Origin of the sequence: Sphingorhabdus sp. Alg239-R122, assembly GCF_900537065.1 — a bacterium.
Taxonomy (GTDB): domain Bacteria; phylum Pseudomonadota; class Alphaproteobacteria; order Sphingomonadales; family Sphingomonadaceae; genus Alg239-R122.
This window is the reverse complement of sequence record NZ_UNRC01000001.1, coordinates 115,162-127,166: the sequence shown is the minus strand read 5'-3', so window position 1 is coordinate 127,166 and position 12,005 is coordinate 115,162. Positions and strand designations below refer to the sequence as shown.

General features: G+C 51.6%; 14 protein-coding genes. 8 read left to right on the top strand and 6 right to left on the bottom strand.

Annotation, left to right across the window (positions count from 1 at the left end):
* The first annotated feature begins 53 nt into the window (after positions 1-53).
* On the top strand, positions 54-1,394 hold the full coding sequence (trmFO, locus tag G6Q15_RS00660; protein WP_164114511.1) for a methylenetetrahydrofolate--tRNA-(uracil(54)-C(5))-methyltransferase (FADH(2)-oxidizing) TrmFO: 1,341 nt from the start codon (positions 54-56) through the stop codon (positions 1,392-1,394).
* A 23-nt stretch (positions 1,395-1,417) separates the two neighbouring features.
* Here trmFO and G6Q15_RS00655 read toward each other — a convergent pair whose 3' ends face one another.
* Both G6Q15_RS00655 and G6Q15_RS00650 read right to left on the bottom strand, forming a co-directional pair.
* Entirely contained in the window at positions 1,418-1,882 is a 465-nt protein-coding gene (locus G6Q15_RS00655) for an EF-hand domain-containing protein (protein WP_164114509.1), read from the bottom strand.
* A 29-nt stretch (positions 1,883-1,911) separates the two neighbouring features.
* Positions 1,912-2,589, bottom strand: a complete 678-nt coding sequence (locus tag G6Q15_RS00650; RefSeq protein ID WP_164114507.1) for a squalene/phytoene synthase family protein — start codon at positions 2,587-2,589, stop codon at positions 1,912-1,914.
* 142 nt (positions 2,590-2,731) lie between these two features.
* Here G6Q15_RS00650 and G6Q15_RS00645 point away from each other — a divergent pair, with 142 nt between their 5' ends.
* Genes G6Q15_RS00645 through G6Q15_RS00635 form a run of 3 tightly spaced genes read left to right on the top strand, consistent with a single transcriptional unit; the run spans position 2,732 to position 5,843 of the window.
* Positions 2,732-4,543: a TadE/TadG family type IV pilus assembly protein gene (locus G6Q15_RS00645; RefSeq protein ID WP_164114504.1), complete on the top strand. Its 1,812-nt coding sequence runs from the start codon at positions 2,732-2,734 to the stop codon at positions 4,541-4,543.
* Positions 4,540-5,151, top strand: coding sequence for a TadE family protein (locus G6Q15_RS00640; protein ID WP_164114502.1), 612 nt, complete (start codon positions 4,540-4,542; stop codon positions 5,149-5,151). The genes G6Q15_RS00645 and G6Q15_RS00640 overlap by 4 nt, the downstream gene beginning before the upstream one ends.
* A gap of 23 nt (positions 5,152-5,174) precedes the next feature.
* Positions 5,175-5,843: a pilus assembly protein TadE gene (locus G6Q15_RS00635; RefSeq protein WP_164114500.1), complete on the top strand. Its 669-nt coding sequence runs from the start codon at positions 5,175-5,177 to the stop codon at positions 5,841-5,843.
* 3 nt (positions 5,844-5,846) lie between these two features.
* Here the strand turns inward: G6Q15_RS00635 and G6Q15_RS00630 are convergent, their stop codons facing one another.
* From G6Q15_RS00630 to eno, 4 genes are all read right to left on the bottom strand, one after another.
* A complete protein-coding gene (locus G6Q15_RS00630; RefSeq protein WP_164114499.1) occupies positions 5,847-7,223 on the bottom strand; it encodes a pyruvate dehydrogenase complex E1 component subunit beta in 1,377 nt (458 codons plus the stop codon).
* A complete protein-coding gene (pdhA, locus tag G6Q15_RS00625) occupies positions 7,223-8,326 on the bottom strand; it encodes a pyruvate dehydrogenase (acetyl-transferring) E1 component subunit alpha (RefSeq protein WP_164114497.1) in 1,104 nt (367 codons plus the stop codon). Before pdhA ends, G6Q15_RS00630 begins: the two co-directional genes overlap by 1 nt.
* A gap of 117 nt (positions 8,327-8,443) precedes the next feature.
* Positions 8,444-8,755, bottom strand: coding sequence for a septum formation initiator family protein (locus tag G6Q15_RS00620; protein WP_164114495.1), 312 nt, complete (start codon positions 8,753-8,755; stop codon positions 8,444-8,446).
* A gap of 145 nt (positions 8,756-8,900) precedes the next feature.
* Entirely contained in the window at positions 8,901-10,178 is a 1,278-nt protein-coding gene (gene eno / locus G6Q15_RS00615; RefSeq protein ID WP_164114493.1) for a phosphopyruvate hydratase, read from the bottom strand.
* Between the two features lie 229 nt (positions 10,179-10,407).
* Between eno and G6Q15_RS00610 the strand changes: the two genes are divergently transcribed.
* The 4 genes from G6Q15_RS00610 to G6Q15_RS00595 are packed head-to-tail and all read left to right on the top strand — an operon-like array spanning position 10,408 to position 11,995.
* A complete protein-coding gene (locus G6Q15_RS00610; protein ID WP_164114491.1) occupies positions 10,408-10,908 on the top strand; it encodes a hypothetical protein in 501 nt (166 codons plus the stop codon).
* Between the two features lie 11 nt (positions 10,909-10,919).
* Positions 10,920-11,366 carry a phage holin family protein gene (locus tag G6Q15_RS00605; RefSeq protein WP_164114489.1) on the top strand — a complete coding sequence of 149 codons (447 nt, stop codon included), beginning with the start codon at positions 10,920-10,922 and terminating at the stop codon, positions 11,364-11,366.
* Positions 11,363-11,650, top strand: a complete 288-nt coding sequence (locus tag G6Q15_RS00600; protein WP_164114487.1) for a hypothetical protein — start codon at positions 11,363-11,365, stop codon at positions 11,648-11,650. Before G6Q15_RS00605 ends, G6Q15_RS00600 begins: the two co-directional genes overlap by 4 nt.
* A gap of 33 nt (positions 11,651-11,683) precedes the next feature.
* Positions 11,684-11,995, top strand: coding sequence for a hypothetical protein (locus G6Q15_RS00595; protein WP_164114483.1), 312 nt, complete (start codon positions 11,684-11,686; stop codon positions 11,993-11,995).
* The last annotated feature ends 10 nt before the right edge of the window (positions 11,996-12,005 follow it).

Sequence of the window (12,005 nt, the reverse complement as noted above, 5' to 3'; positions counted from 1 at the left end):
CTGGCCCGTGGTTTCTGTATGAGCCGGAACCTGATGATTGAACGGAGCCAGACATGACCCATGACGTGCATATAATCGGCGGCGGCCTTGCCGGATCAGAGGCTGCATGGCAGCTGGCTGAAGCTGGCGTCAAAGTGCACCTATCGGAAATGCGTGGATCGGGTGAAATGACACCTGCACACCAGACCGATGGACTGGCAGAGCTCGTATGTTCGAATAGTTTCCGCAGCGACGATGCGGATCGCAATGCCGTAGGGCTCCTGCATGCCGAAATGCGTGCACTCGGCTCCATCATCATGGACAAAGCCGAAACCGCAAAAGTACCTGCAGGATCTGCGCTGGCCGTGGACCGGGATATCTTTTCAGGCAATGTTACGCGCCAACTGGAACAACATCCTAATATAGAGATTGTCCGCGAACGCGTTGACACTCTGCCGGATAGCGGGCTTACCATCGTGGCAACCGGTCCGCTTACCGCGATGGCGCTTGCCGAAAGCATTGGCGCTGCAACCGGCGATGAAGCACTTGCCTTTTTCGACGCCATTGCACCGATTGTTCATCATGACAGCATTGATATGGACATATGCTGGAAAGCAAGCCGCTGGGATAAAGGCAGCGCCGATGGTGACGGCAAGGATTATATCAACTGCCCTATGAACGAAGAGCAGTATAAAGCATTTCATCAAGGATTACTCGACAGCGAAAAGACCGAGTTCAAGGATTGGGAAAAGGACACGCCCTATTTTGAGGGGTGCATGCCAATTGAAGTAATGGCGTCACGCGGCCTTGATACACTGCGTTATGGCCCAATGAAACCGGTTGGCCTTGATAATCCGCGTACGGGTCGTTGGCCGCACGCCGTCGTCCAGCTGCGTCAGGACAATAAAATCGGTACGCTCTGGAACATGGTCGGTTTCCAGACCAAGATGAAGCATGGCGCGCAAGTTGAACTGCTTCGCACCATTCCCGGCCTGGAAAAAGCGGAATTTGCGCGGCTTGGTGGATTGCATCGCAACACGTTTATCAACTCACCAGAACTTCTTGACCGCCAGTTGCGTCTTAAAAAAGCGCCGCATATCCACTTTGCCGGACAGATTACGGGCTGTGAAGGCTATGTGGAAAGTGCTGCCGTCGGGCTTATGGCAGGTCGTATGGTTGCCGCGGAACTGCGCGGTGAAACCTTACCTCTGCCGCCGCAAACAACCGCTTTGGGCGCGCTGCTGGCTCATATCACCGGCGATGCGGACGCCAGCCACTATCAGCCCATGAATATCAATTTCGGCCTGTTCGCCCCCCTGCAGGAAAAAGTGCATAAGAAACAGCGCAAAGAAGCAATGACGTCACGCGCCCGTACGGATTTGCAGCAGTGGATTGAAAGCCATAAGGCCGCGTAGCACTACACAGCTACGAACCCACGCTAACACTTGCAAGCCGGTTTCTTCCGCCGTTTCTGTTTGGTGGTTGCAAATTCCGCCGCATTCAGTTCGCCATTGCCGTTGCGGTCCGCTTTTTCAAACCGTCTTGATGTTGATACAGCCCATTCTTCAAATGTCAGCAGGTTATTGCCATCCACATCCAGCTTTTTGAAATCCTTGGTCCGGCTGCTCAGCATTTCCGTCCGGGTAATGCGCTTGTCGAAATTGCGGTCATAGCGCGCAAAACGGCGTTGCTCGCGGGTCAGTTCCGTGGCTTTCGGCGGTGTAGGACCCTTCAGGCCGGATACATCAGCCTCGGGTAATTCAGGCTCCGCGGGCGGCGCATCAATCGGTTCCGGCGGAGGCGCGGGAATCTCGACCTGCGTATCGGCCTGTCCGATCCAGAAAAACCAGCCCGCCGTGATTAGCATGATAGCCCCAAGGCCGCCCGCCAATATCCGTGTCATAACCATTCCCCTTCAGGAATATGGTTATATCACAAGCCAGTGACACCGTGCCAGATTATTTGTGCGGCCGTTGCTGGCCGCATGATTGGTTCATCCACACTGCCTTTCCGGAGATCCCTGTCAGCCAGTTTTTTCAGTATCGACAAAGGCCGCAAGCTGCGTGGTAATTTCAGTCCAGCATTCGCGGCCTGTTCGGTTTGCAGTCTGTCCATCAATCCTCTGCGCATACCGTCATCAATCGAATGACGAGCCAGGTCCCATAATGCCCAAAAGCTCCCGACCTGGCTGATTTGCTCAACGCAAGCTTCATTCACAATATGCCTGTTCAGAACACTGAATATCGTCCCGCCGCGCTGCGCAGCGTAATCGCCAAGTTGCTCGTGCGTAAGTTCTTCATTTACGAGCAATAGTTCCCATGCATTGATGACTGGAACGAGCGCATCAAGGTCAAGCCCCTGTTTCTCCATGCCGGACAAAGCTCCAAGCACAGGGTCACCTTGTGGTCTGTCAGTCGCTGGTTTGCCTATGGCGTCACGCCACCATGCAAGACGCATTTGTCCCAGCATTACCTCATTCGTGCCACGCAGAATCGCGGCACAGCGATTATCCAATGCGAAAATGGCACCATAGACAGCGCGGTGTTTTGCCGGCGCATATGCGAACAACAACCTCTGCAGCGGTGTTAACTCTGTTTCGGGCACGTGCATGCCATAGCCTTCGGGGAAATTCCGGGCGCTATCAAGGTAAAGATCACATTAACCATCAAGTTTCGAAATCCGTTTACCAATTTTCCCTAGAACCGCCCCCTATGCATGTGAAAACTGCAATTTAACAGGGACCAGCCAAGCGATGACACATTCAAAAACGGAAGATGAAATCCGCTATAGGGGTGCGCTGACGACATTGCTGCACGACAGGCGCGGTAATGTGCTGCCCATGGTGGCGGCTGGCCTGCTTCCATTGGCTGCCATGATAGGCGGCGGTGTCGACACGAGCCGCGGTTATATGACCAAGACAAAGCTACAACAGGCCTGTGATGCCGGTGCACTGGCGGGGCGTAAAACCCTGGACGATCCCGACCGCGCAAGCCAGGCCGATGCAGTGGCAGGTAACTTTTTTCGTGCCAACTTTCCATCCGATTATATGAGCACGACAGATAGCCAGATCACGCGCATCGCCGAGGATGACGGCAGTTTCAGTGACACCGAGTATAAAGCGCGGGCAACCGTAACTTTACCAACCGCCATCATGCATATGTTCGGAGTTGATGAACTACAGCTCAGTGCGACCTGCGGCGCAATTTATGAGGTATCGAACAGTGACATCACCATGGTGCTCGATGTCACGGGGTCGATGGCATGGAATTCCGACGGTAGCCAGAAATCCGGAGTATCTACGGCGGACCAGCGGATCACATCACTGAAAAATGCCATGAAAAATTTCTATGATACTGTCGATATTGCGGCGCAAAACAGCAATGCCCGCATCCGTTATGCATTTGTGCCCTATGTCCAGACTGTGAATGTGGGCCGACTGCTTGACCAGAGCTGGATTGCTGATTCACATAACTACCAATCAGCCCTGCGTGAAACCATTACCATTCCCGAAGAGACTGTAGAACATTACAGGAGCGATTATTACGTTTATACGAATGACTGCAGCGCATATTCTGGCGTGTGGCACGGAAAACGTATCTATGGCCGTTACGAAGCGAGTTCCGGTGATTGTGTATGGGACGATATTCACGCAGAGTATGACACAACACAGACAACATATTCCCAGCGATCACTTGATACCTCCGTGTACAAGACATTCGCAGGTGTCGCAGATCCTACAAACCGTACATCGAGTACATATACATGGGCAGGGTGTATTGAAGAACGGGAAACTTCTCCCGGCGCCTCATGGTCGTATAATGCTATCAACAACCGCATAACATCCGATTCCGGAGCCACGCCCTGGGATCTCAACATCGACGACCTTCCGAACGGAACTGATGCGAGTAAATGGAAGCCTTATTGGCCTGACATCACATTCTATCGCAATTTGAACACAACCAGTTCAACATCAGCTTCATATCCGCAGGACAACTGCCCCGCAGCGGCACAGAAGCTGGCTGTCATGACCGAGACACAGTTTGATAATTATGCCGATGGCCTTTCTACCGGCGGCGGCACATATCATGACGTAGGTTTGCTCTGGGGGGCTCGGCTGAGTTCGCCTGATGGAATCTTTTCCAGCAATGTGCGCGCAACGCCACCAAATAACGGATATGTGTCCCGTCACTTTATATTTATGACGGACGGCCTGAACGATAACGGCAACAGCTTGTATGGAATGTATGGTATTGAACGCCACGACGGACGTGTGACCGGTATGTCAACTTCAACAAGTTCATCAGGAATTGAAACTGCTCAGGAAGCTCGATCAGAATCACGCTTTCTCGCCATATGCGAAGCTGTGAAGGCAAAAGGCATACGACTTTGGGTGATTGCTTTTGGCGTCGGCACCGCTGGTGACGCAAATGGCAATGGCATTCCAGATACACTGGATACATGTGCCAGCGCAGATAGTGCATTTGCATCATCCAGTGCAGCAGAACTTAACCAGAACTTTGATGATATTGCCGAAAATGTTGCGGCATTGAGGCTTGCAAGATGATCAGTTTACATAAAAAGAAAGCACTGCACAGCGACAAAAGAGGTGCAACAGTAGTCGAATTCGGAATTGTGGCCCCCACATTTCTAATGCTGCTCATCGGTTCGTTCGACCTGGGACATACTGTGTATATGCAAAGCGTGCTGAAAGGCGCAGTACTTGAATCCGCCAGGCTTTCAACACTGGAAAGCGCGACATCAACCCTGACATCAATTGACAGGCTGGTGGAAAACCGTGTCGCGACAATCACGCCAAGTGCCACTGTTAGCTTTGAGCGTAAAAGTTATTTCGAATTTACCGATATTGATCGCCCTGAAGCATTTGAAGACGAAGCAGATATCAATGGTGTCAAAAATGGCGTGTATGATCCGGGCGAATGCTTTTCTGATGAAAATGGGAATGGCCAATGGGACAGCGATGTCGGCAAGGAGGGCATTGGCGGCCCCAATGACATTGTTCTGTACACCGTAACCGCAGAATATCAGAGCCTCTTTCCGCTTTACAGCATGATCGGAATTGACGGCAAAAAGACCGTCGTGGCTGAAACAGTTTTACGCAACCAGCCATATGGTGAGGAAGGTTCTGCAACTGTAACAAGGCTTTGCACATGATACAGAAGGGCACAATTCATATCATGAAAAATAAGGTGACCATGAAACTCAAGTCGATATGGCAGGATAAATCCGGCCTGGCCCTTATCGAATTTGCCTATTCGCTGCCAATATTTCTTGGCCTGGGCATGTATGGCTCTGAAGTCGCATATCTGACTTTGCAGAAAACAGCGCTTGCGCAAACAACAGTTTCAGTTGCCGACAACGCTTCGCGTATGGGCGCAACGCTGAACGACGATGTCAGCAAGACGATTTTCGAAACAGATGTCGCACAGCTTATCGCCGGTGCGGAGATTCAGGCCGGTTCACTAGGCCTTCTGGAAAATGGACGCATTATCATTTCCAGTCTGGAGCAGGATGCAGACGGTAACCAGCAAATTGCCTGGCAACGCTGCAAAGGTGCGAAAAATGTTGCGTCCAAATATGGGGCTGAAGGCAAGAACGGAACCGCAGACTCTTCTTTTATCGGGATGGGAAATACGGGCAATGAAATACAGGCGACTTCCCGCGATGCCGTGATGTTCGTCGAAGTGACTTATACGCACAAACCTATTTTTGGCGATATGTTCCTTGAAGATTTCACAATTTACGAAGAAGCCGCTTTTAACGTGCGCGATTCCCGCGACCTTGACGCCGGTCTGGTTGCCGATGGTACACCAAAGTCCGATTGCAACGTTTTCAGCGCGGTATAGCTCCTATTTATAGCAGACTTTCTTCGCTGCTTCGATGATTTGCGGTGTGCTTAGCAAAGCGTCTTTTTCCAGATTGGCTGCATAAGGCAGAGGTACATCTTCATCTGTCACACGCAGTACCGGCGCATCCAGATCATCAAAGCCCTGCTCCATCGCTATTGCAATAATTTCCGAGGCAATTGAACAGGTTGGCCAACCTTCTTCCGCCACAACCATCCGGTTTGTTTTTTTGAGGCTGGCAAGCACTGTTTCCGTATCCAGCGGCCGCAGGGTGCGCAAATCAATTACCTCAGCGTCAATCCCCTCACCCGCCAATGCGTCAGCGGCTTCCAGTGCCAGACCCACGCCTATAGAATAGCTGACAATCGTCACATCACTACCTTCACGCATGATACGTGCCTTGCCGATCGGCAGCACATAATCATCCAGGTCAGGAATATCGAAGCTGCGGCCATAAAGTAGCTCGTTTTCAAGGAAAACTACAGGATCTTCGGTACGGATCGCTGCTTTCATAAGCCCTTTGGCGTCCGCTGCGTCATAAGGCGCAATAACGATCAAGCCCGGTACGGAAGCATACCATGGTCCATAATTCTGGCTATGCTGTGCCCCCACACGGGACGCCGCCCCATTGGGGCCGCGAAACACAATCGGGCAACGCATCTGGCCGCCGGACATATAGTTGGTTTTCGCAGCGCTGTTGATAATGTGATCAATCGCCTGCATCGCAAAGTTGAATGTCATGAACTCTATAATGGGCCTGAGGCCGCCCATTGCGGCACCTGCGCCAACGCCAGCGAAACCATATTCTGTAATCGGCGTGTCAATAACGCGCTTGGGGCCGAATTCATCGAGTAGCCCTTGCGTAACTTTATATGCGCCCTGATATTCGGCGACCTCTTCACCCATCACAAACACGCGCTCATCACGGCGCATTTCTTCGGCCATGCCATCACGCAATGCCTCACGCACGGTAATACCCACCATTTCGGTACCTTCCGGTACTGCGGGATCGCTTGCGCGAGAGACAGGCGGCGGCGGTGAAGCAACCGACACGGGTTCGGTTGGTGCCTGTTCAATCTCGGAAGGTGCTGGACTTGGAGCCGGCGCAGTTGCACTTTCCGTATCTCCGTCGCCTTCATCCTCACCGGCCAACATGGCGATGACCGTGCCCACTTTGACTTCATCTGTACCTTCTGGAACCAGGATTTGGGTAATCTCACCTTCATCCACAGCTTCAAATTCCATCGTCGCCTTGTCAGTTTCGATTTCGGCAAGAATGTCACCCGACGATACAGTATCGCCTTGCTTGACCAGCCATTTGGCCAATGTGCCCTCTTCCATGGTGGGCGAAAGGGCAGGCATTTTCAGTTCAATCGCCATCAGTAAGTCTCCACCAGTACATCAGTATACAGCTCTGGTGCATCAGGCTCCGGTGAACTTTCCGCAAAATCAGCAGCTTCAGAAACGATCTTGCGAATTTTCTTATCTGCCGCTTTCAACTCATCCTCACCCATACCCATTTTGATAAGTTCATTTTTCGCTTGCTCAATCGCGTCGGATTTTTCGCGCATGGACTGCACTTCTTCACGGCTGCGATATTTTGCGGGGTCCGACATGGAGTGCCCGCGATAACGATATGTCTTGAGTTCCATCAAAATAGGCCCTTTACCCGAACGTACCCACTTCAATGCCATTTCAGCGGCGCCGCGCACTTCAAGCAAGTCCATCCCGTTCACCTGAATGCCAGGGATGCGGAAACTTTCGCCGCGGCGGTATAGCTGATCCTCGGCAGAAGACCGGTTCACACTGGTCCCCATTGCATATTGATTATTCTCGATGACAAAAACCATCGGCAGCTTCCACAGCTCTGCCATGTTAAAGCTTTCGTAGACCTGCCCCTGATTGGCCGCGCCATCGCCGAAATAGGCCATGCAAACACCGCCATCCTCCCGGTATTTATGCGCGAAACCAAGGCCTGTACCTAACGAGACCTGCGCGCCCACAATGCCGTGCCCGCCATAAAATTTATGCTCGACGGAAAACATATGCATCGAGCCACCCTTGCCTTTGGAAATACCGGCAGCACGCCCAGTAAGCTCAGCCATAATTGCTTTAGGGTCAATACCGTATGCAAGCATATGTCCATGGTCACGGTAACCGGTAATCACGCTGTCTTTGTCTTCATCCAGCGCAGATTGCAGACCAACCGCAACCGCTTCCTGCCCGATATAAAGATGGCAAAAACCGCCAATCAAACCTAATCCGTAAAGCTGCCCCGCCTTTTCTTCGAACCTGCGGATAAGCAGCATCTGCTCATAAAGTTCCAGCAGCTCTGCCTTATTTGCCTTGTACCGCTTAAAGGCAGGTAATTTGGGCACACGTGAAGATGATGTCGCCACTGCTTTCTTGCGAGGCGCACTCGTCTTTTTACGTGTTGATGTGGATTTTTTGGAGCTGGATTTGGGGGCTGATGCTTTGGCCAATGGGCGTCCCTTTCATGCCATCTTGATGAATGTCACTTATGCAGCAAAGCATAAGATACCGCAACGTCAATTCGCAATATTATATATACTGGAATTTCCCGTTTCACGGGGGGCGGGCTATTTCAATGGAACGACAATTTCATCCGGATGAACTACGTTCAGTTCCTTGCGCAACAATTCACCGGCAAGGTCGGGATCAACGCCTTCAGGGCTGAGCAGATCAACACGGTTTCGCAGCGCATCCCGTTGCTCTTCCAATACAGCAAGCTCCGCGTTCCGTTGCTCCAGGCGCTGTTGATAATCACTCCAGGCAAGAACGCCTGTCGGGCCCATAACAGCATAAGCGCCAATCGCAAGCAGCACCAAAAGCGCAAGGCCAGCGCCTGCCGACCCCTTCAATGCTTCCAAACGTTTTCGCTTACCTGCCATAATTTGCTGTTGAATCAGAATTTTCTTCACTTGGCAAGAGGTAGTATTGCATTTTTATGTAACTGTACGTCCAAGTGATTCTTTTATCGGTCAGATTTATCTGGAACTATCTGACAACACCTGTCTGGCAGGCCGCGCAAACCACTTATTTCGCGAATATATTTCGTCCCGCGTACTGGGCACTATTGCCCAACTCTTCCTCAATACGGATCAGCTGGTTATATTTTGCGAGCCGGTCCGAACGTGCCAGACTACCTGTCTTGATCTGACCGCAATTCGTGGCCACAGCAAGGTCGGCAATAGTGGCATCTTCGGTCTCACCGGATCTGTGCGACATAACGGCGGTATAGTTTTTCCGGTGTGCCATGCTCACAGCCTCCAGCGTTTCCGTCAGCGTACCGATCTGGTTCACTTTGACCAACAGGCTATTGGCAAGGTTCTTCTCAAAACCCATGGCAAGCCGTTTCGGGTTAGTGACAAACAGGTCGTCGCCGACAAGCTGCACTTTGTCTCCCACTGCCGTTGTAATCGCGGCCCAGCCTTCAAAATCATCTTCCGACATACCGTCTTCGATTGAACGAATGGGATATTGGCATGTCAGGTCCGCAAGATAGTCAGACATCTGTACGGGTGTGAGCGATTTGCCCTCCCCGACCATCTCATATTTGCCATCCTTGAAAAATTCCGTCGCGGCGCAGTCAAGTGCCAGCACGACTTCATCGCCAACCTTGAACCCTGCTTTTTCAATCGATTCCATGATGAAATCGAGCGCTGCCGTGGTCGACGACAGATCGGGTGCAAAACCGCCTTCATCGCCAACAGCTGTCGCAAGCCCCTTGTCCGACAGGCCTTTTTTAAGAGTGTGAAATATTTCCGACCCCCAGCGAACGGCCTCTGCTATGCTGTCCGCTCCAACGGGCATGACCATAAATTCCTGAAAATCAATCGGATTATCAGCATGCTCACCGCCATTTATGATATTCATCATCGGCACAGGCAGCAAATGTGCGCCCACACCGCCGATATAACTGTATAGCGGCATGCCCCGCGCATCGGCCGCTGCCTTGGCCAGTGCCATGGAAACACCCAATATGGCATTCGCGCCAAGCCGTTCTTTATTCTCCGTACCATCCAGCTCAATCATAACCTCGTCAATATCGCGCTGATCTTCGGCATCGAGGCCCACAATGGCTTCGAATATTTCATCATTTACGGCGGCAACCGCCTTTTGAACGCCTTTGCCTTTATAACGTTTTTTATCTCCATCACGCAGTTCAACGGCTTCATACGCACCGGTCGATGCTCCGGAAGGTACGGCTGCACGGCCAAAGCTGCCATCTTCAAGCAGGACATCCACTTCAACGGTCGGGTTTCCCCGACTGTCGAGAATTTCACGGGCGAGCAGGTCCATAATGGCAGTCATTTGGCTATATCCTTATACTTGAACGAGGCAGGAATTTGGGGAAGATTTTCATGTCACGCCCGCTCTATAAGGACGCGCCATTATTGGCAATATGGGAATATAAACTTTCCCCTATGCGTTTTAGTGAACCAAATCACTTGAAATGCCCTGTAAAAACGCCAAATTAGGGGCAAGGCATAGGGAATAACCGGGCCGGACTATCTTATCCGGCTTTTCAGGAGGAAGATTCATGGCAGACACCAAGAAAACAACAACAAGCAAGAAGGCAGCAAAAAAACCTGCCGCAAAAAAGAAAGCTTCAACAGCGAAAAAGACCACCGCAAAGAAAACATCTGCAAAAGCTGTTGCGAAAACGAGTACGGCAAAGCCGCAGAATGAATTTGCAACGCAGGCACGTGAAAAAGCGGATTTCGCAAAAGAAAAAGCGGGCGATTATGCAAATGACGCCAAAGCGCGCACCGGCGAAGCGGTCCGTAACCTTGGACAGGTCATTGCTGACACTGCGGATGTAATTGATGAAAACCTGGGCAGCAAATATGGTGATTATGCGCGTTCAGCTGGACAGAAGTTCAACGAATTCGGTGACAAGATCGAAGAGAAGGACTTAAGCGAACTGGGTGATGAAACCCGCGAGTTTGTACGCAAAAGCCCTGCCGTGGCAATCGGTATTGCCGCTGTGGCCGGCTTTGTGCTGACCCGCATGTTCAAATCCGGTTCAAACAAGAGCTAAAGCACCTTTTGATGAGCGAAAGCGAAGATAGGCCGGACCTGCCAATCGTCAGCGATAGTGCTGACGCAGATATTCCGGTTGCCGATAGTGATACAGCCGAAAGCACTGGTTCACACCAGAGCCTTTCGGCTGAATTGCGCGGCCTGATTGATGATTTGCAGACAACAGTGGAAAGCGAGCTCGAATTTCACCGCACGCGCATTTCCTATACCATCAACCAGAGCAAACATATCTCCGCGCTTATGGTCGGTGTTGGTATATTTGGCAGCGTAGCTGTCATGGCATTGGTGCTTGGCCTGCTGCTTGCGCTTATTCCTCTGGTCGGTAATTGGATAGCTATCGCTATTGTCACACTGACCTGTATCCTGCTCGCGCTTTTGTGTTTTGGTTTTGCAGCCTGGAAGGCACGGCGGCTGCAAAACCTGTATCGCGGGGAAGATGAGGATAAACAGTCATGAAGCCCGGCATCAAAGACATTCATGAAAAACAGGCAAGAAAGAAGCTTGCCCATGTCCAGTTAAAAGCATCCGCCGCGCATGCAAAACAACGCTTTGCGCCCGGTAATCTGGTCATGGAAGGCAAGGAAAAAGCCGAACAGGTCACTGATGTGATTGTTGATGAAAGCATCGATCTTGCAAAAAAACATAAATGGCCGCTGGCTGGTGTTGCAGCTGCAATAGGTCTGTTGCTGGCGCGTAAGCCGATACAGGATGCCGTCAGCAAGATCCGCAAGGCCGAATAGTCTGTAACAAAATGCTATAACGGGGACGTGTGAGTGAGCAGCAGATTGGAACAAGCGGGTAAAGCGTATCGTACCGCATTAAGCGAAACCAGGGCGCAGTCTCTGCAACTGGCCGGCACCGCCAAAAAACACTCGACAAAAGCTTTGCAGCATGCAGCTGACAGCGTGGATGATAGTCCAATACGCTATGTGGCGCTGGGCGCGTTTATCGGTGCTATGGCAGGCGCATTGCTTCCCAAATCAAGGAGCGAAGAAGTTCTTGCCGAGGAAACTGGCCGCTTTTTCAGTGATGCCGTGCAAAAAATTGCCGACGGGGCCATAGACGCGCTCGCTCCGAAAGACTAAGGGAGCGGCA